The sequence below is a fragment of the Dietzia sp. NPDC055343 genome, from assembly GCF_053645265.1.
Map to the genome: position 1 here is coordinate 17,853 of NZ_JBSHMJ010000031.1, position 23,830 is coordinate 41,682.

Genomic DNA, 23,830 nt, shown 5'->3' on the forward strand with positions numbered 1-23,830 from the left:
CCATGACGGTATGCGTGACCTCCGTACCCGGGCATCCCCCTGCGGAGTGACCTCGCCGTCCCCCGAGCGGGCTACCCCCGGAGAGTGACCTCGAGATCACCTCCGGAGGGGATCCGCCCGGCGGGCCGGTGTTCCTAGTTTCGCCCTCATGACCCCGCCTCCGAAGCACCCGAACCCGCCCGCCGTCCCGCGCACCTCGAACCGGCCGGCCGGTGAACACCGCTCGGGCACCGCGAGCCGGTCCCGCGGACCGGGGTCCCGCGCCGTTGTCGGTGTAGGTGCGGCGGTGGCGGGCGTGGTCGTCGTCATCGGGCTCTTCGCCGGTACCGTCGCCGAGGCCGCACCGGCGCCCGCGGCCGCGGGCCACGCCGCGCACACCGACCTCACCCGCCCGCACGGCACCGACGCCGACGCCGACGCCGACACGGCGATCGCCGCCCTGGCCGCCGCGCGGAAGATCGCGGACGGCACCCCGGGCGCCGACATGGTGGTCCCCGCCGTGGTTGTCGACCTCGGCTACGAACCGGTGGTGGAGCAGGCGTCGGCCGCCAAGCGCACAGGCGACTGCTCGTCCCCGGTGCCACTCCCGCGGTCGTTCGAACCCGCCTGCCGCGTCCACGACCTGGGCTACGACCTTCTGCGCGTGGCGCACCGACACCAGGTCCCGATCCCACCCGGGCTCCGGTCCGACCTCGACGCCCTCCTCGCGCGGCAGCTGCACGACTCGTGCGAGGGGCGCACGGCGTGCACGGTGATGGCGGACATCGCCCACGCGGCCGTCCAGCTCAACACCGTGCGCCAGAGGCACGGTGCGCCCGTCGAGGAAACGCTGCCGTGGTGACCCGGGTCGTCGCGCGGGTCACGCTCTACGCCGTGATCGTGTACGCGATCGTCGGCGCGCTGGGGTCCGCCCTGTGGTGGGCACTCGACTCGGGGCCGTTGGCAGCTGATCCGCGACTCGTCCTGAACGACCGGGCCGCGTCGTCGGCCATCCGCGTATACGGCGACCACCCCGGCCTCGACCCGGACCACGCGGCGCGGCTGACCACCGACGCCCTCGTCGGCGCCGGCGGATTCGACCGGTCCGTCCTGCTGGTGACCATCCCCACCGGATCGGGGTGGGTGGACCCGGCGCAGGTGACGGCGATCGAGGACTGGTCCGGGGGCGACGTGGCGACGGTGGCGATGCGTTACTCGTCCGCGCCCTCGGCGGCCGTGTACTCGCTCCGGCCGCAGTTGGCGGCCGACTCCGCGCACGCGATCCTCGCCGAGATCACGTCGCGGCTCCGTGCACTCCCCCACAACGACCGTCCGAGACTGGTGGTCCACGGGTTGAGCCTGGGGGCGCAGGCCGGAGTGGCGGCGCTGCGTGACCCCGCGGTCGCCGGGCTCGTCGACGTCGCACTCTGGCAGGGCCGTCCCGGGTCGGCTGCGATGGCCACGGCATCAGCGGCACCGTCTGCGGCAGCAGCGCCCTCCGCGGCAACTCCGGCCGGATCCGAACCGTTGGCCCGCTGCACGGTCAGCGAGGTCAATCCCGACGACCCGGTCGCCGAGCTCGGTCGGGACCTCCTCCGCAACCCGGTGCGGGCTCTCCGTGTGCTCTCCGCACTTCCGGGGTCCGACTCCGCGGCCCCGGGGGTCGGGCACCGCTACCGGCCGGTCCTCCCGCCCTCCGGGTGTGTCTCGCCCGGCCTCTGACCGGCGGCTGTCTCAGCTCACGAGCATCCACCCGCCGCCGGGTCAGCGTTGCTCGCGGACGGTGCCCGCGTCCACCAGGAGCTCACGAGTCGACCGGAAGGCATCACGCATACGCCGGTCATGCGTCACCAGCAGGACGGTGCCGTCGAAGTTCTCGACCGCCTCCTCGAGCTGCTCGATGGCGGGGAGATCTAGGTGGTTGGTGGGTTCGTCCAGCACCAGCAGGTTCACGCCGCGGTGCTGCAGGAGAGCCAGCGCCGCGCGGGTCCGCTCACCCGGTGAGAGTGAATCGCACAGTCGCGACACGTGCTCGCCGCCGAGACCGAACTTGGCGAGCAGCGTCCGGGCCTCGGTGGGGTCGGCCCCGTCCGGGTCAGCAGCGGCGCAGAAGACGTCGAGGAGCTCATCCGGACCGGCGAACGCGGCGCGCGCCTGATCAACCCGCCCCGCCTCGACGGAGGAACCGAGGGTGACCCGCCCGGACCCCGGCGTGCGATCGCCCAGGAGGAGCGAGAGCAGTGTCGACTTGCCGGACCCGTTGGCGCCGCTGATGAGGACCCGGTCGCCGGCATCGATCTGCAGCGTCACCGGGCCCAGCACGAAGTCGCCCTGTCGGGCGAGCGCCTCGTCGAGCACGGCCACCACCGAGCCGGAACGCGGCGCCGACGCGATCTCCATCCGCAGCTCCCACTCCTTGCGGGGCTCGGCCACCACCTCGAGCCGCTCCATGGCCCGCTCGGACTGCGCGATCTTGGCCGCCTGCTTCTCCGAGCGCTGCCCGGCCCGGTTGCGGATGTGTTTGTCGCGCTCAGCGTCTCTACCGCCGGACTTGCGCATCGTGTTTCGCACGCCCTTGTCCAGCCACGTCTTCTGCGTCTGGATGCGGCTGGCGAGCTGATCAACCCGCCCCGCGTACTCCTCATACGCCTCGCGGGCGCGCTGACGCGACAGGGCCCGTTCGGCAAGGTAGGACTCGTATCCGCCGTCGAACACGGTGATCTGTCGCTGCGCCGCATCGAGCTCGACAATCCCCGTGACGCAGCGGGCGAGGAACTCACGGTCATGACTGACCACGACCATCGGCCGCCGCTCGGATCGCATGAACTCCTCGAGCACGTCGAGCCCCGCCAGGTCGAGGTCGTTGGTCGGCTCGTCCAACAGCAGGATGTCGTACTGACTGAGCAGTACCGCCGCGAGGTTGACCCGGGCCGCCTGCCCACCGGACAGCGCCGCGACCGGAAGGCCCAGAACCTGCTCGTCGAGCCCGAGTCGTGCGGCCACAACCGGGATCCGCTCGTCCAGGTCGCCGCCTCCGAGGGCCAGCCATCGCTCGAGGGCATCCCCGTAGGCCTCGGCGGCCGCGTCCGACTCCGCCATCTGCTCGGCCAAACCGTCCATGAGCGTCTGGGCTCGCGCCACACCGGTCACCCGGTGCAGGAGTGAACGGACGAGCTCGTCGTCGTCGCTCTCCACCTCCTGGCGCAACACTCCGACGGTCGCCTCCGGTGGGCTCACGGTGATCCGACCGGACATCTCCGCATCGGGAGCACCGGCGAGCGCGTGGAGCAGCGTGGATTTACCGGCACCGTTGGGGCCGGTCAGTCCCCAGACGTCACCGGCGGCGACGACGAGATCGAGCCCGTCGAAGAGTGTCCGTGCACCGCGGGTGGCCCCGACCCCACGTGCCGTCAACGTGGCCGTCACAACCCGGCGCCCTGCAGACGGGCGCTGGTGTGGAGACAGATCGAGGCGGCACTGACGATGTTCAGGCTCTCCGCTCGCCCGCGGATCGGAATGCGGACCCGCACGTCGGCGGCCGCGGCCAGCGCAGCGGGCACCCCGTGCGCCTCATTGCCGAAGATCCAGGCGGTCGGGCGCGACAGGATCTCGTCGGCGTGCTCGATGTCCACCTCGCCGTCGGCGGTCGCCACGGCGATCTGTAACCCACTGGCGTGGGCGCGCGCAACCAGCCCCGACTCGGCGATGCCCCGCACGACCGGTAGATGGAAAAGACTCCCCGCGGACGCGCGGACCGCCTTGGGGTTCTCGGGATCCACCGAGCCCTCGGTGAGCCATACCGCGTCGGCGCCGAGCGCATCCGAGACGCGGATGAGGGTGCCGACGTTGCCGGGTTCGGCCAGGGCCTGCCCGATCGCCACGAGCCGTGCCGGGTGCGACCCGGCGGTGTCGGCCGGATCGTGCCCGGATTCGACAACGAGGGTCCGACACAGCGCGACGATCCCGGACGGCGTCACGGTATCCGCGAGGGATCGCATCGCCCGCGCGGTCACCATGGAGACCCGAACGCCGCGTCCGCGGGCAGTGTCGATGAGGGCGGAGAACCGATCGGCAGCGTCCTCGTCGCAGAAGACCTCCAGCGCACGGTCGGTCGCCAGGGCCGCCTCGACCGAGTTCGCGCCCTCCGCGAGGAAGCGGCCGGCCTTACGTCTGGATGCCGCCCGGTGGAGCTTCGACGCAGAAACGACCCGCGGGGTCCGTTCGGTGAACGGATCCGCGGGTCGTCGCTGCGTGCCCTGCCCGGGCGAGGTGTGATGCGTCAATTCGCGGAAGGTCAGGCCGCCGGAGCGTTGACGTCGGCCGGGAGGGCCTTGCGCGCGACCTCGACCAGCGCCGTGAAGGCGGCCGGGTCGGTGACGGCGAGATCGGCGAGGACCTTGCGGTCGACCTCGACGCCGGCGAGCTTGAGGCCCTGGACGAAGCGGTTGTACGTCATGTCGTTGGCGCGGGCCGCCGCGTTGATGCGCGAGATCCACAGCTTGCGGAAGTCGCCCTTGCGCTGGCGACGATCGCGGTAGCTGTAGTTCATCGAGTGGAGCATCTGCTCCTTGGCCTTGCGGTACAGCCGCGAACGCTGCCCGCGGTAGCCCTTGGTGGACTCGAGTACGGTCCGACGCTTCTTCTGGCCGTTGACGGCCCTCTTCACGCGTGCCACTGGTCAATCCTCACTGGTCTGGGGTGGCCACCTGCTGCGGTGACCGAAAGTTCTACGTATGGGAAGGGGCTCAGAGCCCGAGGAGCCGCTTGATGCGGGGCACGTCGGCCGGGGCGACGTCGGTGCGGCCGTCGAGACGACGGGTGCGCTTGGTGGGCTTCTTCTCCATGATGTGGCGGCGGTTGGCCTGCTGGCGGACCAGCTTGCCGGTTCCGGTCTTCCGGAAACGCTTGGCGGTGCCCTTGTGGGTCTTCATCTTCGGCATGATCGGTCTTCCTCACATGGTTCGTCCCGGGACCCGGTGGGGTCTCGGGGGGCGGACGGCGGACGTCCGGGGTCTGGTTCGGCGTTTCAGAGCCGGGCGGACTACTCCGAAGCGGGGTCGGTGACCTTCGAGTCCTGCGCCTTGGCGCGGGTCTTCGCGCCGCGATGGGGGGCCACGACCATCGTCATGTTGCGGCCGTCCTGCTTGGCGCTGGTCTCGACGTATCCGTAGTCGGTGATGTCGTCCGCGAGCCGCTGCAGCAGACGGAACCCGAGCTCGGGCCGTGACTGCTCACGGCCGCGGAACATGATCGTGACCTTGACCTTGGAGCCCTTCTCCAGGAAACGGACGACGTTCCCCTTCTTGGTCTCGTAGTCATGCGTATCGATCTTCGGACGGAGCTTCTGCTCCTTCACGACGGTCTGCTGCTGGTTCTTCCGGGCCTCGCGTTCCTTCTGCGCGGCCTCGTACTTGAACTTGCCGTAGTCCATGATCTTGCAGACCGGCGGGCGGGCGTTGGGCGCGACCTCAACGAGGTCCAGATCGGCCTCCAGGGCCAGACGAAGTGCATCCTCGACGCGAACGATCCCCACCTGCTCGCCCCCGGGGCCGACGAGTCGGACTTCGGGGACACGGATTCGTTCGTTGATACGTGCTTCGGCGCTGATGGGCCCTCCTCGGTAGTAACGGTGCGTGTGTGCTGTCGACCACTCGCGTGATCGCACCTGCGCCCTCGAGGGACCCCGGTCGCCCCGACGAACGTCGGGAAAACCGAGAAGGCCCCACGGTACGAATACCCGGGGCCTCTCACTCCTCACCCTCGTCGAAGATACGTCTGCCATATTTCGCAGACCCCTCGCCGGGGGTGGTGACCATCAAACAACCCTACTGGCGTCGGATGGTGGGAGATCAGGCTCCTCTTGGACGATGGACCCCATTGCTTAACGGGATCCCACAGTCGAGGTAGAGAATACCAGGTTCGGCGGGGACCCCCAAACCGGTGCCCGTGCACGCGCGACCGGGCCGTCCGTGGGACAGTATTCGCCATGACCACCGACCAGCCAGCATCCGCCGACCAGGCCTCGGACAGCCCCCTCGAGGAGCACGTCGATGCCCGTGAGGTCGAGATCGTCGATCTGGCCGACGTCTCCGCTCAGGAAGTCATCTTCCGGTCCATCGTCGTTCTCATGAGCGCGGCCGCGGAGAAGCTCGGACTCTCCGACGATGAGCCGACGGCCAGCGCCCACCTCGATCTCGACGAGGCCCGCAAGCTCGTCACCGCCCTGGCCGGCCTCGTCGCCGGGTCCGCCGAGCACCTCGGCCCGCAGGCGAGCGTGGTGCGCGACGGCCTGCAGGGCCTGCAGCGCGCCTTCCGCGAGGCCAGCGCCTACCCCGATCCGCCCGGCGAGGGACCCGGAGAGAAGTTCACCGGCCCCGTCTACTGACTCACTTCCCGCGGGACCGTGATCCCGCCCACGCACATCAGGGCCGCCCCGGGACAGAAACGCCCCGGGGCGGCCCTTGCGTGTCAGCGAAGCGACCTGGCCTTTCGCGCGGCCTTGGCCGCGGTCTTCTGCGCCGAGGTCTTCTGCGCCGAGGTCTTCTGCCCTGCCGACTTCGTTGAAGTGGACTTCTTGGGTGTCGCCTTGGCCGCGGACTTTTTCGCCGCGGTCTTGGCCGCCGGCTTCGTGGCCGGGCCCGGCGCTGAATCGCCCGCTGCGTCCTCACCGCTCGGCGATCCGGCGGGCAGGATCTCGGCGAGGAAGCGCCCAGTGTGACTCTCCGGCACCCGCGCCACCTGTTCAGGCGTGCCCTCGGCGACCACCATTCCGCCGCCTGCACCACCCTCGGGCCCCATGTCGATCACCCAGTCGGCGCTCTTGATGACATCGAGGTTGTGCTCGATGACGATCACCGTGTTGCCCTTGTCCACCAGCCCCTGGATGACCAGGAGAAGCTTGGTGATGTCCTCGAAGTGCAGGCCCGTGGTGGGCTCGTCGAGGATGTAGACGGTCCGTCCGCTGGATCGCTTCTGCAGCTCGGCGGCGAGCTTGACGCGTTGCGCCTCGCCTCCGGACAGTGTGGGTGCGGACTGACCGAGCCGCACGTATCCGAGACCGACCTGGGTGAGCGTCTTGAGGTAGCGGTGGATCGAGGTGATCGGCTCGAAGAACTCACAAGCCTCCTCGATCGGCATGTCCAGCACCTCGGCGATGGTCTTGCCCTTGTAGTGCACCTCGAGGGTCTCGCGGTTGTACCGCGCTCCGTGGCAGACCTCGCACGGGACGTAGACGTCCGGCAGGAAGTTCATCTCGATCTTCAACGTGCCGTCGCCCTGGCACGCCTCGCAGCGGCCGCCCTTGACGTTGAACGAGAACCGCCCCTGCTTGTAGCCCCGGACCTTGGCCTCTGTGGTGGCGGCGAAAAGGGTGCGGATCTTGTCGAACACGCCCGTGTAGGTGGCCGGGTTGGACCGGGGCGTCCGGCCGATCGGCGACTGGTCCACCTGCACCAACTTGTCGAACGACTCCACGCCGTCGATCCCGGAGTGCCTCCCCGGGACCTGCCGGGCCCGGTTGAGCTGGTTGGCCAGCGCCGTCGCGAGGATGTCGTTGACCAGGGTCGACTTGCCCGATCCGGATACTCCCGTGACCGCACACAGCACGCCGCCGGGGAACACCACGTCCACGTTCCTGAGGTTGTTCTCGCGGGCGCCACGCACCCGCAACTGCTTGTCCGGATCGCGTTCACGGCGAGACTGCGGGAGCGCGATGGAGCGTCGACCAGCGAGGTAGTCACCGGTGAGTGATTCGGTGTTGGCCAGCAGCCCCTCGTAGTCACCGGAGTGGACGACCCGGCCACCGTGCTCGCCGGCGAGAGGTCCGATATCGACGATCCAGTCGGCGGCCCTGATCGTGTCCTCGTCGTGTTCGACCACCAGGAGGGTGTTCCCGAGGTCCCTCAGACGCACCAGGGTGTCGATGAGGCGTCGGTTGTCGCGCTGGTGGAGCCCGATGGACGGCTCGTCGAGCACGTAGAGCACCCCCGCCAGACCCGAACCGATTTGGGTGGCCAACCGGATGCGCTGTGCCTCGCCGCCCGACAGGCTTCCGGCAACGCGGTCGAGCGACAGGTAGTCCAGCCCGACGTCGAGCAGGAAGCCCATGCGCGCCTGGATCTCCTTGAGCACGCGGCCGGCGATCATGGCCTGCCGGGCGTTCAGTTCGAGCCCGTCGAGGAAGGCTGCGCAGTCCGCGACGGACATCCTGCTGATATCGGCGATCGAGCGCTCGTGCCCGCCGTGACCGCTCAGGGTCACCGCGAGGATCTCGGGCTTGAGACGGGTGCCCTCGCACGCGGGACACGGCACCTCGCGCATGTAGCCCTGGTACCGCTCCTTCTGCGACTCCGATTCGGTCTGCTCGAGCCGGCGCTTGAGGAACGACATGACGCCCTCGAACTTGGCGTCGTACGTCCGCACCCGCCCGTAGCGGTTGCGGTAGCGCACGCGGACCTTGGTCGAGGCACCGCCGAGAACGGCCTTACGCACCTTCGCGGGCAGCTCCTGCCACGGGGTGCGGAGGTCGAAACCCATGTCGTCAGCAAGTCCGGTCAGGAGTTGCTGGAAGTAGTCCGCGCTCTGGCCGCCCGCCCACGGGGCGATCGCACCGTCCGCGAGAGAGACCTCCGGATCGGGTACCACTAGGTCCGGATCGACCTCGAGGTGCGATCCGAGACCGTCACACACCGGGCACGCACCGTACGGCGAGTTGAACGAGAACGCCCGGGGCTCCATGTCGTCCAGGGCGATGGGGTGACCGTTGGGGCAGGCCATGTGCTCGGAGAAGCGCCGACGCCGGCCCGGGTCCGATTCCTCGAGATCCACGTAGTCGATCACGATCACACCGTCCGCGAGGCCGAGCGCGGTCTCCACGGAATCGGTGAGCCGCTGCCGTGCGGACGGCTTGGCGGCGAGACGGTCCACCACCACCTCGATGTCGTGCTTCTCCTGCTTCTTCAGCGTCGGGGGCTCCGCGAGGGTGTGCAGTTCCCCGTCCACCCGGACGCGGCTGTACCCGTCAGCGGCGAGCTGGGCGAAGAGGTCCACGAACTCGCCCTTGCGTGTACGGACCACCGGCGCCAGGACCTGGAAGCGGACGCCCTCCTCGCCCTCCAGGATCTGGTCGACGATCTGCTGGGGCGTCTGCCGCGACACCTCCTCACCACAGGTGGGACAGTGCGGGACGCCGGCCCGGGCGTACAGCAACCGGAGATAGTCGTACACCTCGGTGATGGTGCCGACGGTCGAGCGCGGGTTCCGGTTGGTGGACTTCTGGTCGATCGACACCGCCGGGGAGAGACCCTCGATGAAGTCGACATCCGGTTTGTCCATCTGGCCGAGGAACATCCGCGCATACGCCGAGAGGGACTCGACATAGCGCCGCTGCCCCTCCGCGAAGATCGTGTCGAACGCCAGCGAGGATTTGCCCGACCCCGACAGACCGGTGAACACGATCAACGCCTCTCGGGGGACGTCGATATCCACGCCCTTGAGGTTGTGCTCACGTGCGCCGCGGACGACCAGCCGGTCCACCATGGGGGTTCTCCTTCCGGGGGGAGGTCGCCACATTGCCGTACGTGCCGCATGGCCGCCGTTCCCGCACACGAAGGTACCAACGTCGTCCGACATGTTTCCGGTCCCCGACCACCGGCAGCGTCGGTAGCCTGCAGCTATGTCGACTTCCACCACGCCAATCCCTGACCGAATCACCCTCACCGAGGGTTACACCGGCCGTCTCGACGGCCGTCTCACCGGCGAGCGCTGGACCGTGGGTCCTGCCCGCCTGACCAAGATCTCCGTCGGCGAGATGGACAACAACGTGTACATCGTCGAGTCGGTCGCGACGGGCGACGTCCTCCTCGTCGACGCGGCCAACGACGCGCCTCAGCTGATCGCCCACCTGCGTGAGCACGCCCCGTCGCTCAAGGAGGTGCTCACGACCCACCTGCACGCCGACCACTGGATCGGGCTCGCGGAGACGGTGGAGGCGCTCGGTCTCACCACCATCGCCTCCCCTGGTGACGCCGGGTCGATCGACATCCCCACCGATCGTCATGCGTCCCATGGGGACCAGCTCACCGTCGGCGATCTGCGGCTCGAGGTGATCGGGTTGCGCGGGCACACCCCGGACGGCATCGCCCTGCTGCTGAGGACGGACGAGGGCACCCACCTGATCTCGGGTGATTCGCTGTTCCCAGGCGGCCCGGGCAAGACAGGCTCACCGGAGGACTTCGACCGTCTCATGAGCGACCTGGAGTCGCGGGTGTTCGCGGAGCTCGAGGACGACGTGGTGGTCCACCCCGGGCACGGCGACGACACCACCGTGGGGGCCGAGCGCCCGCACCTGGCCGAGTGGCGGGACCGCGGCTGGTGACGGGAGAAGGACATCGGTGATCGCCGCTCCGGCCACCCGACCGAACCGTCGCGACGGCCATATCCGAATCGTTATCAATCCCACTCGTCACACGATTCCCGCAGCCCATCCCCTGTCGGACATCGTCGACACCGACCCGGGATGACGCGATCGGAGGCGCGGCACCCGAGTTCGCACTAGGTTCGAGCACGCACTCCCACTGATTCAGGAGGAACGATGATCCGACGACTCGCACGACCAATGCTCGCCTCGGTTTTCGTCATCGACGGCATCGAGACGTTGCGTAATCCCCAGGCCCATGTCGCCGATGCGGCCCCGCTGGTCGACCAGGCCACCCCGCTGGTGGAGAAGGGGGAGCAGGCGGTCAACGAGCGCGTCAACACGACCGTGCCGCCCGTCCCCAAGGACACCGAGACCCTCGTCAAGGCACTCGCCGGGGTCAAGATCGGTGCGGGCGCTCTCTTCGCCCTGGGCAAGGCGCCGCGGTTGTCGGCCCTCGCCCTGACCGCGTCACACGTGCCCTCGACGGTCAGTCGTCACGCGTTCTGGACGGAGTCCGATCCGGCGGCGCGCAGCCGTAAGACGACCGGCCTGGCAACCGATGTCGCACTGCTCGGCGCACTGCTGATCGCCTCCGCCGACACCGCCGGCCAGCCGGGGCTGGCCTGGCGCGCCGGCAAGGCCAGGGACAAGGTCGCGGCCAGGTTGCCCGGGGCGAAGGCGGAGGCCCTCACCGCCGGCTCGGCTGTTGCCGGGGTGGCGCACACCGTGGCCGACCAGGCGCGCGACGCGGCCGACACCGTCCGCGACAAGGCGCCCGAGGTGGCCGAACAGGTCCGCGAGCGGGCCCCCGAGGTGGCCGAGCAGGTTCGTGACCAGGCGTCGGGCATCGCCGGACTGGTGAAGTCCAAGGCCCCGGTCATCGCCGCTCAGGTGCGCGACCGCGTCGCCGACGCCCGCGAGCAGGTCGCCCCGTACGCGGCAGAGGCACGAGAGCGCGCCACCACCGCCGCACACCTCGCCGTGGAGGAGGCCGGACCGCTCGCTGCGCAGGCGCGTGACCGCGCCGGGTCCGTGGCGGCGAACGTGGCCGACCGGGTCGAGGAGATCGACACCTCGGCCGTGCGCAAGACCGCGAAGGACGCCCGCAAGGCGGCCGAGAAGCGGGGCGGCAAGACCGAGAAGCGTGCCCGCAAGGCCGGCGCCGACGCCCGGAAGAAGAGCGACAAACTGCGCAAGAAGGCGGCCAGGGCAATCGCGCCCTGACGCCACCCCGGCCCACCCTGGGCCGCCCGGGTCCAGTGACGACCCCGCCCGTCGACGGGCGGGGTCGTCGTCGTCGCTCCTGTCGCGAATACCGGTAGCCTGGACGTCCTGCCCAGAGCCGTCCACCAGGGAAGGAGCGCCCGTGACGGGAAACGATGCCCTCGCCGAGGAGCAAGAACACCTCGGTCGACTCCTCGACCGGCTCGAGGAGTTGCGCAAGGACACCCGCGCGCGGCTCGACGCCGTTCTCCGCGGGACAGGAGGGACGCCCCAGGCCCGATCCGAGCGCGAGTCGTTCGCCCGCCTGTACTCGTCGGAGCTCGCGTCCTTCAACGCCGCCAACCTGGGCCTGTACTTCGGGCGCCTGGACATGGAGGACGGCGAGGTCCGCCGGATCGGCCGCGTGGGACTGAGGGACGACGACGAGGACCTCACGACGCTTCTCCTCGACTGGCGCGCCGACCACAGCCGGCCCTTCTACCTGGCCACGACGGCCCGCCCGGAGGGGGCCCACCGGCGTCGCCATCTGCGCACGATCGGCCGCCGGGTGATCGGCGTGCACGATGAGTTCCTCACCGCCCCGGTGGACGGCGACGTGCCGGAGGACCACGACGACGTGGTGGGTGAGTCCGCGCTGCTCGAGGCGCTGGACGCGGCCCGTTCCGGCCACATGACGGACATCGTCGCCACCATCCAGCGCGAGCAGGACGAGATCATCCGTAACCCACACTCCGGGGTCCTGGTGGTCCAGGGTGGCCCCGGCACCGGGAAGACCGCGGTGGCGCTTCATCGCGCCGCCTACCTGCTCTACACCCATCGCCAGCGGCTGGACCGCAGCGGCGTGCTCATCGTGGGCCCGAACCCGCGGTTCCTCGACTACATCGCCCGCGTCCTCCCGTCCCTCGGCGAGTCGGGGGTCGTTCTGCGGACTCTCGGGGACCTCTACCCCGGGGTGAGGGCGACCGGTCCCGAGTCCCTGCGCGGCGAAGAGGTCAAGGGCTCGGAGGCGATGGTCGACATCCTCAGGGCCGCGGTGCGGGCACGCCAGCTCGCCCCCGCGGACGAGGTGGAGGTCCACGTCGACGGCCACCGGCTGGTCCTGGAACCGGCGACGGTCCGTGCCGCGCGCGGCCGGGCCCGGATGACGCGCCGCCCGCACAATCAGGCGCGGGACGCGTTCGCGACGCGGATCACGGAGGCACTGACCGAGCAGTACATGGCCGCCCTGACCGATCCCGTGGGTGACGCGGAGGACGAGGCGTGGGCACCCCGGGGCGACGGCCTGGGCGATCTGGGCGATCCGGCCCGCCCCCTGTTGGACGCCGAGGACCGGGCCGCTCTCCGGACGGAAGTCGAGGAGTCCGTCGAGGTGGGCGAGGCCATCGACGAGTGGTGGCCGGTACTGCGACCCGAGCGGCTTCTCGCGGAGCTCCTGTCGAGTCGTGAGCGGATCACCGAGGCCGCCGGCGACTATGTGGCAGAGGACCAGGAGGCGCTGTTCCGCGAGGACGGTTACGCCTTCTCGGTGGCCGACGTCCCGCTGTTGGACGAGCTGGCGGAGCTCCTCGGCGACGACCCGTCGGAGGAGGGCACCGAGGCCGATCGCGCGTGGGCCGAGCAGGTCCGTCAGGCGGAGGAGGCACTCGAGATCCTCACCGGTTCCGCGGTCCAGGACATCGAGGATGATCTCGACCCCGAGGTGCTCATGGCGTACGACGTGGTGGATGCGGAGTCGCTGGCCCGTCGGCACAGCGCGGATTCCGATCTCACCGTCGCCGACCGCGCCGGTGCTGACCGGACGTGGGCGTTCGGGCACGTGATCGTCGACGAGGCGCAGGAGCTGTCGGCGATGGCGTGGCGCACTCTCATGCGCCGCTCCCCCAACCGCTGGATGACCCTGGTGGGCGATGTGGCCCAGACGTCGAGCCCGGCGGGTATCGACTCGTGGGGCGACGCGCTGTCGCCGTATGTGGACGACCGGTGGGTGCTGTGCGAGCTCACCGTCAACTACCGGACCCCGGCGACCGTGTCGGCGGTGGCCGAGGCGTTGCTCGCCGAGATCGACCCCGCGGCGACGTCGCCGCGTCCGGTCCGTCAGGGCCGGCACCCGGTGGAGTGGGCGGAACCGGACGCCGCGTCGTTGGTGGATCTGGTGGTGCAGCGGGTCACCGCCGTATCGCCCGAGCGGGCCGTGGCGGTGGTGGTCCCGGATGGGAACGAGTACGACGACGACAACGGCGTCCACCCGGAGGACGGTCACGGCACCGCCGACGTCGGTGGCGTGAACGATTCCGCCGCGTCGACCGGTTATCCGGATCTTCGCGAGGCGGTCGAGCGCGTCCGCCCGGGCACGTCCGTGTTGCCGCTGGCGTTGGCCAAGGGGCTCGAGTTCGACGTGGTGGTGGTGATCGATCCCGAACAGATCCTGGCACGCTCGCCCCAGGGTCTCCAGGACCTCTACGTGGGTACGACCCGGGCGACGCAGGAGCTGGTCCTGGCCCAGCCAGGAGGTTTCGGCCCCCTGCTCGCGGAGATCCGGGACACGCTGGCCGGCAGCAGAGAGGAACTCACCGCATGAGGTCCGTTCCGGATCGCGTCCGGGTGGTGCCGGCCCTCCTCATCCTCGCGCTGGCCGCCGGCGGGTGCGGTCAGGCGGCCGAGGAGGCGTCGGAGACCGCCGCCGACTCCCCCACCTCCGTGAAGGCGAACAGCGCGCCGGCACCTGCCGACCCCGCACCGGAGACGAGGACCGACGCCGAGCAGGCGTTTCTCGATGATCTCGCGGAGTTCGGGCTGCCGACCGGCATGAGCGCCGAAACCACTGTCGAGGTGGGGATCGGGATCTGCGAGAACACCGCGGAAGGTGTCGACACCGAGACCATTCTCGACCAGATCCGCCCCCTCAGCAGCGCGATCGCCACACAGAGCAGGGACCAGGACACCGACCGCGTCGGTCGCACCATCGTGGAGGCCAGCCGGGCTCACCTCTGCGACTGATCCGGCCGGCCTCGATTCAAGACGAGCGCCCCGCCCCCGGAGTTCCGTGCCGAACGATGCCCACGGTTCCCTGGCCGGGCGTGCTGCTAGGTGGTGTGGACGATGAGCACGTCGCAGGTGGCGCGACGCGCGGCGTCGGCGGGCACCGAACCCAGGAGCCGACCGGTGAGCGAGTTGAGACCCTTGTTGCCCACGACCAGCAGGTCGGCGCCGGTCTCCTCCGCCAGGGAGATGAGCGACTCGACCGGGGCGCCCTTGACGGTGCGCACCTCGATCTCGGTGGCGCCCGCGGCGTGGGCCCTGTCCTTGGCGCCGCGGACGATGTCCTCGGCGGGATTGTCGCCACGGATCTGGTAGGCGTCCTCGCCCATCTGATCCGCCACCTGGCTGACCGACCGCTGATCGGCCGGCACGTACGCGCAGGCCACCACCAGGGTCGCGGACGCGTCGGCCGCCAGAACCGCGGCACGTTCGACCGCACGGTACGACGACTCGGACCCGTCCGTCCCCACGATCACCTTGGTGTAGGCGCTCATTCTCAGTCCTCTCCTAGGGAACACGTTTCATCCAGCGTAGACGGCAGAGGCCGCCACCGTAGGGGGTAAGCGTGTCACATCACAGATGAGCTATCACTCGATACCGGCCTCGCGCATACCCTTGAGTTCCTTACGGAGCTCCGCGATCTCGTCCCGGAGGCGTCCGGCCAGCTCAAACCGCAGATCTGTAGCCGCAGAAACCATCTGCTCGGTCATCTCCTCGATGAGCTTCTCCAACTCCTGCCGAGGACGGGCGGCATCGCCCACCGCGCGGGCGCCGACGAGTTCGCGGCGCTCCTGGGCATCGCCCGTCAGGGGCCGATCCTCCCCGACCCGATCGAGGATGTCGGCGATCTTCTTACGCAGCGGCTGGGGGTCGATCCCGTGCTCGGCGTTGTAGGCGAGTTGCTTCTCGCGGCGCCGATCGGTCTCCTCCATCGCGTGCTGCATGGAGTCGGTGATCCGGTCCGCGTACATGTGGACCTCGCCGGAGACGTTTCGCGCGGCACGACCGATGGTCTGGATGAGCGAGGTGCTCGACCGGAGGAAGCCCTCCTTGTCCGCGTCGAGGATCGCCACCAGCGAGACCTCCGGCAGGTCGAGTCCCTCGCGGAGGAGGTTGATGCCCACCAGCACGTCGTACTCGCCGCGCCGGAGATCACGCAGCAACTCCACACGCTGCAGCGTGTCGATCTCCGAGTGCAGGTAGCGCACGCGAACGCCCAGTTCGAGCAGGTAGTCGGTTAGATCCTCGGCCATCTTCTTGGTCAGCGTGGTGACCAGCACCCGCTCGTCCCGTTCGGCGCGCGCCCGGATCTCCCCCACCAGGTCATCGATCTGGCCCTTGGTCGGCTTGACCACCACCTTCGGGTCGACCAGCCCGGTCGGACGGATCACCTGCTCGACGAACTCGCCGCCGGTCTGCCCCATCTCGTAGTTGCCCGGCGTGGCGGACAGGTAAACGGTCTGCCCCACCCGCTCGGAGAACTCCTCCCAGGTGAGCGGCCGGTTGTCCAGCGCGGACGGCAGCCGGAACCCGAAGTCCACGAGATTGCGCTTGCGGGAGGCGTCGCCCTCGTACATCGCCCCGATCTGGGGGACGGTCACATGGGACTCGTCGATCACCGTGAGGAAGTCCTCCGGGAAATAGTCGATCAGTGTCGCCGGCGAACTGCCCGCCGCGCGCCCGTCGATGTGCCTCGAGTAGTTCTCGATGCCGGAGCAGAAGCCGACCTGCTGCATCATCTCGATGTCGTAGGTGGTGCGCATGCGAAGCCGCTGGGCCTCGAGCAGCTTGCCCTGGTTCTCCAGTTCCGCGAGCCGCCCCTCCAGTTCCTCCTCGATGGAGGCGATCGCCCTGGCCATGCGCTCCGGACCCGCGACGTAGTGGGTGGCCGGGAAGATGCGCACCTCGTCGACCTTGCGCACCACGTCCCCGGTGAGCGGGTGGATGTAGTACAGGGCGTCGACCTCGTCGCCGAAGAACTCGATGCGGACGGCGAGTTCCTCGTAGGTGGGGATGATGTCGACGGTGTCGCCCTTGGCCCGGAACGTCCCGCGGGTCATCGAGACGTCGTTACGCTCGTACTGCACGTCGACGAGGAGCCGGAGCAGCTGGTCGCGGTCGACCTCCTGCCCGACGGACAGCGCCACTGAGCGGTCGAGGTAGGACTGCGGGGTGCCCAGGCCGTAGATGCAGGAGACGGAACTGACGACGACGACGTCGCGGCGAGACAACAGCGAGGACGTGGCCGAATGCCGGAGCCGCTCCACATCGTCGTTGATGGAGGAGTCCTTCTCGATGAAGGTGTCCGTCTGGGCGATGTACGCCTCGGGTTGGTAGTAGTCGTAATAGGACACGAAGTACTCGACCGCGTTGTTGGGCAGCATCTCCCTCAACTCGTTGGCGAGCTGCGCCGCGAGCGTCTTGTTGGGGGCCATCACCAGTGTCGGCCGCTGCACCTGCTCGATGAGCCACGCCGTGGTGGCGGACTTGCCGGTACCGGTCGCGCCGAGCAGGACCGTATCCCGCTCGCCCCGGCCCAGCCGCTCGGCCAGCTCTGCGATCGCCGTGGGCTGGTCGCCCGACGGCGTGAACTCGCTGACCACCTCGAAACGGTCCGTACTGCGCTCGATATCGCCGATCGGACGGAACTCCGAGTAGGACAGGACAGTCGGGTCGACGGGGATCCCGTCGTCGGGGATCTCGGTCGCGAAAGCCATGACATCCAGGATACGAGCCTGCGACGCGTCCCGCTCGTCTAGTGTTTACGCCTCCACCGCCCGCATCGCCGCCCCGTCCATGAATCGGCGTGAATCGTGCTCGTCCGTCTGGAGTCGCCCTGTGTTCAATGAACCTCGTCGTCGTCGTACTTCCGACCGCCCCGGATACCGCATCGGGCGCCGACCCGCGGCGATGGCCACCGCCACCGCCCTCGCGGCGGGGACCCTCACCCTCGCCGCGCCGATCGCGGCCGCAGCCCCCTGCGACCCCTGGCCGCCGTCGGGTGCCGGCGGCGGGGGCGGCGGGGGCGGCTCGAGCAGCCTCGGCGGTTCGTCCGCGGCGCCGTCGAACCCCGCCACCCCGTGGCACAACGGCGAGTCGGGATACATCCCCGTGCTGGAGGGCCGCACCACCACCGTCGAGCTCCTGACCGGGCCCACCAGCCCCAACGACACCGTGGACCGCTTCGCGATAACCGGCACCGACCTGGGCATACTCTGGGAGAACGGCAACGCCGACGGGAAGAACCAGGTGCACATGGCGCTCGGCGACACCATGGGCGACTGCAGCGTCGACGGCGACCAGTGGCGCAGCAACATCCTCTTCCGCTCCTCGGACCGCGACCTCTCCGATGGCATGCGCATCGACGACGCCCCGATGGAACGCGCGGGCATCGCCAAGTCGATCCTGCCCCGGCAGAACGTCCCGGGTGAGACCACGGTGATCCCGACCGCGGGCGTCGCCGTGGGGACGACCCAGTACGTGCGCTACATGTCCGTGCGGACGTGGGGCGCACCCGGCGAGTGGACCACCAACTACTCGGCCCTGGCAAAGTCCACAGACAACGGCGAAATCTGGACCGAGGTCGCCGGCACCGCCCGTACGGGGACAGGCGATCCGGCGCTGGTCCCGTCCGCTCTCGGGGAACCGCACTCCGCACACACCGCCGGGCAGATGAGCGCCTTCCTCAAACACGACGGTCACGTCTACGAGTACCTGACCCCGTCGGGCCGCAACGGCTCGGCGATCCTCGCCCGCGTCGACGAGGCCTCGATCGAGGACATGGACGCCTACGAATTCTGGGACGGCACCGGCTGGGTGGCGGATCAGGACGCCGCGACGGTGGTGCTCGACGGCCGGGTGAGCGAACTATCGGTCTCCTGGAGCGAGCACCTCGGACAGTTCATCTCGCTGTACACCGACCAGAACAACGACGTCGTCATGCGCCGGGCCCCGACGCCCCAGGGACCGTGGTCGGGCAGGGACATCCTCCTGTCGTACGACCATCTCCCCACCCTTTACGGGGCGTTCGCGCACCCCTGGAGTCCCGCGATCAAGACGAACGGGGATGATCTGTATTTCACGCTGTCCACGTGGGACGCCTACAACGTCTTCCTCATGAAGACGGATCTCGATGAGCTCCCCGCGCGGACGGCGCCGTCCGCGGCGGCCCGCATGCGCGCCGCCGACGACAGCTGGACCCGCGACACCCCCGACCCCGCAGACACCGGCGAGACCGTTCTCGTCGACCGAATCCCCCTCCCGGAGGCCTAGTACATGACCCGCCCCCTCACCCCCTCCCTCGCCCGGCGCCTCGCCTCGGCGGCCGCTGTCACCGTGACCGCCGCCGCCACGGTGACGGCCGTCAGCACACTCGGCGCGGGCACGGCCGACGCCGGACCCTGCAGCGAGATGTTCGGCAACTTCGGCTCGCTACTCGAACACCGGACCGGCGCAGGGATGGCCACCGGCTCCCTCGGGTCGCTCGGCTCAACCGGCGACTCCGGGTCGCTGGGCTCGGCTTCCGGGTCGCTGGGGTCAGCGGACCGGTCCGGGTCGCTCGTGCAGGAGCTCGAGACCGGGTCGGTCGGCAACGGTCTCTCCGGATCGCTCGATCCGCTCGTGGGCTCCGTCTACGGGATGCCGCCGTGGATCACCGGCGAGGAGGGCACCGTGCCCGTCCTCCGCGGCCCCACCCAGTTCCTGCAGCTGGTCACCGGCCCGACCAGCCCCTCCGAGTCCCTCGCCGAGTACGGGGTCGGGGGAACCGACCTGGGCATCATGTGGGACAACGGCGACGCCGATGATCGCGAGATCCTCATGGCCTTCGGCGACACCATGGGCGACTGCTCCGTGCCCGGCAACCAGTGGCGCTCCAACGTCCTGTTCCGCTCCGGCGACGCCGTGCTGGACGACGGCATCACCATCGACTCCGCCGCGATGGGGGCCGACGGGCTCGCCAAGTCGATCGTGCCCCGGGCCGACCAGCCCGGCGAGGTGACGATCATCCCCACCGCGGGCATCTCCGTCAACGGGGTGCAGTACCTGCGATACATGTCGGTGGCGCACTGGGGACAGCCGGGATCGTGGACGACTAACTACTCGGGCATCGCCTACTCCACCGACAACGGCGAGAACTGGACTCCCGTGCCCGAGATGGCCCGGCCGATCACCGACGCGGTGCCCGTCGGCGACGGCGCACCCGCCGTCGACAGCTCCTGGCGTGGCGCGCAGATGAGCTCGTTCGTCAAGGGCGAGGACGACGACTACCTGTACGAGTATCTGACGCCCTCGGGCCGGCAGGGCGCGGTGATCCTGGCGCGGGTGGCGACGGGCGACTCCCCCACCGCTGCCGAACTCGGCGACGACGACCTCACCGACGACACACTTCTCACGGGCGTGCTCGATCCGGCGGGTTACGACTACTGGGACGGGGATGCGAAGGCGTGGGTGTCCGATATCGAGGACGCCTCCGTCGTGATGCCCGCCCCCGCCAGCGAGCTGTCGACCATGTGGAACGAGCACCTGGGAAAGTACACGGCGATGTACTCCAAGGGGTTCGACTCGATCGTCATGCGCACCGCGGACCACCCGGAGGGGCCGTGGAGCGACACCACCACCCTGATCGATTACTCGATGCTGCCGGGCGTATACGGGGGCTTCATGCACCCGTGGGCACAGGGTGGCGATCTGTACTACCTGGTCACCACCTGGAACGCATACAACGTGTTCCTCGTGCGCACCGACCTGAACGAGCTGTTCCCGGCCCCCTCCGCTCTGCGGACCGCGAGGGCCGCGTCGCCCGCACAGTCCGAGGTCGTGCGACAGGTTCCGGTCTCCGAACTGGTGAACGGGGTAGTCCCGACCGAGTGATCCGATGAAGACACCAGAGGGCCCGGCGACAGCCGGGCCTTCAGGTGTCCGGTCATCGGTTACTCAGGACCGCGCGGCAGCGTTCCCGGTCAGGACCGCGCAGACGCGCATCGCGCGCGCTCCCACTGCCGCGTCTCCTCGCGATCCGCGCGTCGAAGGATGCCGGCGTACTCCTCGCGGGCCGCGGGATCATCGGCGATCACCTCCGACATGAGCAACGAGAACTCGTGTTCCGGGTCGTCCTCCGCGATGACCGACACCTCGACGGGCCGCGCGGGATCGCACCAGTGGAACAGCGGGCGTTCGCTCGAACGGTCCCGCACCCAGCCCGCGGCGGTGAGCGCGCGCAGTGCCGCGTCCCGGCCCGCCTCATCACGGACCGTCACCTGGATATCGATGATGTCCGGCGCATCGAGTCCGCCCACCGAGGTCGGACCGACGTGGTCGATCCGCACGGCGACCTCCCCCAGGACGTGGCCCAGCCGCGCCGACGCCCGCTCCGCCTCGCCCGCCCACTCGGGACGGAACGGCACGACCGCCCGATCCCCTATCACCGGCGTGCCGGTCCGGAGATTGTGCTCGAACGGCAGCAGCCGGGACTCGACGAGCGATCGCGTCAGATCCGCGACGACCTGACGCTCCCCCGAGTTGTCGAGCAGGACGTCGGCGACCGCTCGCCGCTGCTCGTCGGTGGCCTGCCGGGACATGCGGGCCCGTGCGTCGTCCTCGGGCATTCCGCGCTGCTCGACGAGTCGCTGTAGGCGGATATCGGCGGGCGTGTCCACCACGATCACCAGGTTGTATCCCGGGGTCATCCCGCCCTCGACGAGCAACGGCATGTCGTGCACGACGATCGCGTCCTCCGGCGCCGTGCCGAACAGTTCGGCGGTGCGCTGGCCGATCAACGGGTGCGTGATCGCGTTGAGCGCGGCGGTGCGCCCCGCGTCCACGAACGCCAGCCCCGCCAGGGCCGCCCGGTCCAGTGCCCCGTCCACGCCGAGGATCTGCTCGCCGAACTCGGCGACGAGCATGGCCAGGCCCGGAGTGCCCGGCTCCACGACCTCACGTGCGATCCGGTCCGCGTCGACGATCACCGCCCCGGCCTCAGCGAGCACCGCGGTCACCGTCGACTTACCGGCACCGATCCCTCCGGTCAGACCCACCATCAACATGCCTGGAGTGTAAGTGACCCATCAATGTGCACCCCAATAACCACTTCCCCTAAACTCCCCCTTATGCGTCGTCGTTCAGCGATCAACTCGCTTCTCCTCACCGTGCCCGTGGCCGTCATGTCGGTATCCCTCGTGGCCCCGGTCACCGCCGTCGCCCAGTCCTCGGGCTCGCTCGGCTCCGCCGGACTGCCCGGGTCGAGCGGCTCAGCCGGATCGACCGGGTCCCAGAGCGGGCCGTGCAACAACTTCCTCGGCAACTTCCCGCCCGGCTCGCTGGGCGTGAACCTCACCACCGGTTCACTCGCCGACGCCGCGAACTCTGTGGCCGGTGCCGCGGCCGCCTCTGTGCGCGACTTCCCGCGGTGGATCACCAGTAACCAGGGCACGATCCCCGTACTCAAGGGCGCCACGTCCGTACTCCAGCTGGTCACCGGCCCCACCAGCCCCGCCAAGACCGACTCCGCGTACAACATCCACGGCACCGACCTCGGGATCATGTTCGAGCACGCCGGCGAGACGATGGTGATGTTCGGGGACACCTTCGGCGACTGCACCCCGGCCGGCAACAGTTGGCGGTCCAACGTCATGCTCACGGCGAAGTCCGGCACACCCACGAACGGTCTGAAGATCACCGGCGCGCGGCCCACCGCCCCGAACGGTGATGCCGCAGCGTTGGTCCAGGGCGCCCACCAGGCGAACGGCGTCGGTGAGGTGACGGTGATCCCCACCGCCGCGATCAGTACCGGCGGCACCATGTACATGCGCGTCATGTCCGTGCGGGACTGGAACGCCCCGGGTGGCTGGAACACCAACTACTCGGCGCTGGTGAAGTCGGAGGACGGCGGCGCCCACTGGACCGTCCTCACCGACTCGATGCGCCGCGTCACCAATTTCACCGGGTGGAACCGGACAGTGGACTTCGATACGCCACCCACCGCTGAGAACCTGCCCGCAGTCGACCAGGACCGCTGGTACGGCATGCAGATGAGCGCCTTCCTCGAGGCCGACGGCCACCTGTACGAGTACATGACCCCGTCCGGGCGTCGCGGGCCGGCCACGCTCGCGCGTGTGGATCTCGACAAGATCGAGGACCCCACCGCGTACGAGTGGTTCAAGGGCGGAACCACCTGGGAGTCCGACCCAGACGGCAACCACGTGATCCTGCCGGCGCCCGTCGAGGAGCTTTCCGTGGCGTACAACGCGCGTCTGGACAAGTACGTGGCACTGACCTCAATGGCGAGCGGCGTCGTCTCGATGAGGGTCGCAAACGAACCACAGGGCCCCTGGTCCGAGCCCCAGACTCTGGTCAACCGGCGCATGTTCCCCAACGCCTACGCACCGATGATCCACCCGGAGTCGATCACCTCGGACGGGAGGTACCTCTACTACACACTCTCCACGTGGGATGCCTACAACGTCTTCCTGCTGCGCACCGACCTCGACCAGTTCGACTTCGGCGCACCCACTGCAGACACCAAGACCGACGTGCAGTCCCGCATCACCGTGGGCGAGGCGGTGAAGGCCGGCGCCATCAACGACGAGGGCGTGATCGACGAGCAGCGCCTGGAGGAGGCCGCCGAGACCGCACCGGCCGCACCCGAGCCGATCACGGAACCGGCGGGCCGCTGAACCGCCCTCGGGCGGTGAACCGCGGACCCACAGCCGTGCGCTCCTGAAGGGCGCGTACGACGAACACCCACCGGCGTCGGAGCTATATGCCTCCGGCGCCGGTGAGTTCATTTCGAGCAACCGTCCGGGAACGCCGCTGCGCCCTCGCCGGCTCCTCCCCGCCTCAGTCACCCCTCGGGCAGAGCGCGGAGGACGGGCCCCGGCTGTGGGCATCCTCGGCGACCGATGACCTCGTCGTCGTCGTATACCACCACCCGGCCACGTTGACAGGCGCCGGGAGGCGCCCTGGCTACGTTCGCTACCGCGACGCGTCACACGCCCACTCCGGCTGTGCAACGATCGCCCGAACCCGCGGGCGGGCGGCAAATAGGCGACGGCCCCGGCCTCCCGCCGACCCTGCTGCCGTCGCTGTTCCAGCGGTTCAGCCGCGGCGACTCGGCACGCAACCGGGTCGGAGGCTCGACCGGGCTGGGCCTCGCGATCGCGCAGGCGGTGGTCC

At 69.5% G+C, this 23,830-nt stretch carries 20 protein-coding genes; 11 read left to right on the plus strand and 9 right to left on the minus strand.

The window, feature by feature from the left end; translation table 11 throughout:
- The first annotated feature begins 148 nt into the window (after positions 1-148).
- On the plus strand, positions 149-841 hold the full coding sequence (locus tag ACWIE7_RS14145; RefSeq protein ID WP_454069583.1) for a hypothetical protein: 693 nt from the start codon (positions 149-151) through the stop codon (positions 839-841).
- Entirely contained in the window at positions 835-1,701 is an 867-nt protein-coding gene (locus ACWIE7_RS14150) for an alpha/beta-hydrolase family protein (protein ID WP_454058686.1), read from the plus strand. The genes ACWIE7_RS14145 and ACWIE7_RS14150 overlap by 7 nt, the downstream gene beginning before the upstream one ends.
- 42 nt (positions 1,702-1,743) lie before the next feature.
- Here ACWIE7_RS14150 and ACWIE7_RS14155 read toward each other — a convergent pair whose 3' ends face one another.
- The 5 genes from ACWIE7_RS14155 to infC all read right to left on the minus strand — a co-directional run bounded on the left by ACWIE7_RS14155 (position 1,744) and on the right by infC (position 5,644).
- Complete coding sequence (locus ACWIE7_RS14155; RefSeq protein ID WP_454069585.1) at positions 1,744-3,405, minus strand: ABC-F family ATP-binding cassette domain-containing protein; 1,662 nt, start codon at positions 3,403-3,405, stop codon at positions 1,744-1,746.
- Complete coding sequence (locus tag ACWIE7_RS14160) at positions 3,402-4,262, minus strand: TrmH family RNA methyltransferase (protein ID WP_454069587.1); 861 nt, start codon at positions 4,260-4,262, stop codon at positions 3,402-3,404. Before ACWIE7_RS14160 ends, ACWIE7_RS14155 begins: the two co-directional genes overlap by 4 nt.
- Positions 4,263-4,273: 11 nt before the next feature.
- Positions 4,274-4,654: a 50S ribosomal protein L20 gene (gene rplT / locus ACWIE7_RS14165; RefSeq protein ID WP_182632080.1), complete on the minus strand. Its 381-nt coding sequence runs from the start codon at positions 4,652-4,654 to the stop codon at positions 4,274-4,276.
- A 70-nt stretch (positions 4,655-4,724) separates the two neighbouring features.
- On the minus strand, positions 4,725-4,919 hold the full coding sequence (rpmI, locus tag ACWIE7_RS14170) for a 50S ribosomal protein L35 (RefSeq protein ID WP_007630819.1): 195 nt from the start codon (positions 4,917-4,919) through the stop codon (positions 4,725-4,727).
- A gap of 101 nt (positions 4,920-5,020) precedes the next feature.
- The gene (infC, locus tag ACWIE7_RS14175; protein WP_230931334.1) at positions 5,021-5,644 is read right to left on the minus strand and encodes a translation initiation factor IF-3; all 624 of its coding nucleotides are present in this window, start codon (positions 5,642-5,644) and stop codon (positions 5,021-5,023) included.
- 321 nt (positions 5,645-5,965) lie between these two features.
- On the opposite strand from infC, the gene ACWIE7_RS14180 reads away from it, so the two are divergent.
- Positions 5,966-6,364, plus strand: a complete 399-nt coding sequence (locus ACWIE7_RS14180) for a DUF1844 domain-containing protein (RefSeq protein WP_230931333.1) — start codon at positions 5,966-5,968, stop codon at positions 6,362-6,364.
- An 83-nt stretch (positions 6,365-6,447) separates the two neighbouring features.
- Here ACWIE7_RS14180 and uvrA read toward each other — a convergent pair whose 3' ends face one another.
- Positions 6,448-9,516 carry an excinuclease ABC subunit UvrA gene (gene uvrA / locus ACWIE7_RS14185; protein ID WP_454069589.1) on the minus strand — a complete coding sequence of 1,023 codons (3,069 nt, stop codon included), beginning with the start codon at positions 9,514-9,516 and terminating at the stop codon, positions 6,448-6,450.
- A gap of 136 nt (positions 9,517-9,652) precedes the next feature.
- On the opposite strand from uvrA, the gene ACWIE7_RS14190 reads away from it, so the two are divergent.
- The 4 genes from ACWIE7_RS14190 (at position 9,653) to ACWIE7_RS14205 (ending at position 14,617) form a co-directional block, all read left to right on the plus strand.
- Positions 9,653-10,354 (plus strand): MBL fold metallo-hydrolase, encoded by a 702-nt coding sequence (locus ACWIE7_RS14190; protein WP_452100145.1) that lies wholly within the window; start codon positions 9,653-9,655, stop codon positions 10,352-10,354.
- A gap of 216 nt (positions 10,355-10,570) precedes the next feature.
- Positions 10,571-11,620, plus strand: coding sequence for a DoxX family protein (locus tag ACWIE7_RS14195; protein WP_454069591.1), 1,050 nt, complete (start codon positions 10,571-10,573; stop codon positions 11,618-11,620).
- A 142-nt stretch (positions 11,621-11,762) separates the two neighbouring features.
- Positions 11,763-14,198 (plus strand): HelD family protein, encoded by a 2,436-nt coding sequence (locus ACWIE7_RS14200; protein ID WP_454058682.1) that lies wholly within the window; start codon positions 11,763-11,765, stop codon positions 14,196-14,198.
- On the plus strand, positions 14,195-14,617 hold the full coding sequence (locus tag ACWIE7_RS14205; protein WP_454058681.1) for a DUF732 domain-containing protein: 423 nt from the start codon (positions 14,195-14,197) through the stop codon (positions 14,615-14,617). Before ACWIE7_RS14200 ends, ACWIE7_RS14205 begins: the two co-directional genes overlap by 4 nt.
- Before the next feature lie 86 nt (positions 14,618-14,703).
- Here ACWIE7_RS14205 and ACWIE7_RS14210 read toward each other — a convergent pair whose 3' ends face one another.
- On the minus strand, positions 14,704-15,153 hold the full coding sequence (locus tag ACWIE7_RS14210; protein WP_230931327.1) for a universal stress protein: 450 nt from the start codon (positions 15,151-15,153) through the stop codon (positions 14,704-14,706).
- Between the two features lie 93 nt (positions 15,154-15,246).
- The gene (uvrB, locus tag ACWIE7_RS14215) at positions 15,247-17,376 is read right to left on the minus strand and encodes an excinuclease ABC subunit UvrB (RefSeq protein WP_454058679.1); all 2,130 of its coding nucleotides are present in this window, start codon (positions 17,374-17,376) and stop codon (positions 15,247-15,249) included.
- Between the two features lie 121 nt (positions 17,377-17,497).
- Between uvrB and ACWIE7_RS14220 the strand changes: the two genes are divergently transcribed.
- The gene (locus tag ACWIE7_RS14220) at positions 17,498-18,931 is read left to right on the plus strand and encodes a DUF4185 domain-containing protein (RefSeq protein ID WP_454069593.1); all 1,434 of its coding nucleotides are present in this window, start codon (positions 17,498-17,500) and stop codon (positions 18,929-18,931) included.
- Between the two features lie 3 nt (positions 18,932-18,934).
- Positions 18,935-20,530 (plus strand): DUF4185 domain-containing protein, encoded by a 1,596-nt coding sequence (locus tag ACWIE7_RS14225; protein ID WP_454069595.1) that lies wholly within the window; start codon positions 18,935-18,937, stop codon positions 20,528-20,530.
- An 89-nt stretch (positions 20,531-20,619) separates the two neighbouring features.
- Here ACWIE7_RS14225 and coaE read toward each other — a convergent pair whose 3' ends face one another.
- Positions 20,620-21,702, minus strand: coding sequence for a dephospho-CoA kinase (coaE, locus tag ACWIE7_RS14230; protein WP_454069597.1), 1,083 nt, complete (start codon positions 21,700-21,702; stop codon positions 20,620-20,622).
- Positions 21,703-21,765: 63 nt separating this feature from the next.
- Between coaE and ACWIE7_RS14235 the strand changes: the two genes are divergently transcribed.
- Complete coding sequence (locus ACWIE7_RS14235; protein ID WP_454069599.1) at positions 21,766-23,331, plus strand: DUF4185 domain-containing protein; 1,566 nt, start codon at positions 21,766-21,768, stop codon at positions 23,329-23,331.
- A gap of 330 nt (positions 23,332-23,661) precedes the next feature.
- A partial coding sequence (locus ACWIE7_RS14240) for an ATP-binding protein (protein WP_454069601.1) occupies positions 23,662-23,830 on the plus strand: 169 nt, incomplete at its 3' end.

Bases quoted from the DNA above. Each gene is read 5' to 3' on its own strand.
- uvrB (WP_454058679.1), bottom strand. From the start codon at position 17,376: ATGGCTTTCGCGACCGAGATCCCCGACGACGGGATCCCCGTCGACCCG.
- ACWIE7_RS14235 (WP_454069599.1), top strand. From the start codon at position 21,766: ATGCGTCGTCGTTCAGCGATCAACTCGCTTCTCCTCACCGTGCCCGTG.
- ACWIE7_RS14190 (WP_452100145.1), top strand. From the start codon at position 9,653: ATGTCGACTTCCACCACGCCAATCCCTGACCGAATCACCCTCACCGAG.
- uvrA (WP_454069589.1), bottom strand. From the start codon at position 9,516: ATGGTGGACCGGCTGGTCGTCCGCGGCGCACGTGAGCACAACCTCAAG.
- ACWIE7_RS14210 (WP_230931327.1), bottom strand. From the start codon at position 15,153: ATGAGCGCCTACACCAAGGTGATCGTGGGGACGGACGGGTCCGAGTCG.
- ACWIE7_RS14145 (WP_454069583.1), top strand. From the start codon at position 149: ATGACCCCGCCTCCGAAGCACCCGAACCCGCCCGCCGTCCCGCGCACC.
- rpmI (WP_007630819.1), bottom strand. From the start codon at position 4,919: ATGCCGAAGATGAAGACCCACAAGGGCACCGCCAAGCGTTTCCGGAAG.
- ACWIE7_RS14205 (WP_454058681.1), top strand. From the start codon at position 14,195: ATGAGGTCCGTTCCGGATCGCGTCCGGGTGGTGCCGGCCCTCCTCATC.
- ACWIE7_RS14180 (WP_230931333.1), top strand. From the start codon at position 5,966: ATGACCACCGACCAGCCAGCATCCGCCGACCAGGCCTCGGACAGCCCC.
- ACWIE7_RS14225 (WP_454069595.1), top strand. From the start codon at position 18,935: ATGACCCGCCCCCTCACCCCCTCCCTCGCCCGGCGCCTCGCCTCGGCG.
- coaE (WP_454069597.1), bottom strand. From the start codon at position 21,702: ATGTTGATGGTGGGTCTGACCGGAGGGATCGGTGCCGGTAAGTCGACG.
- ACWIE7_RS14195 (WP_454069591.1), top strand. From the start codon at position 10,571: ATGATCCGACGACTCGCACGACCAATGCTCGCCTCGGTTTTCGTCATC.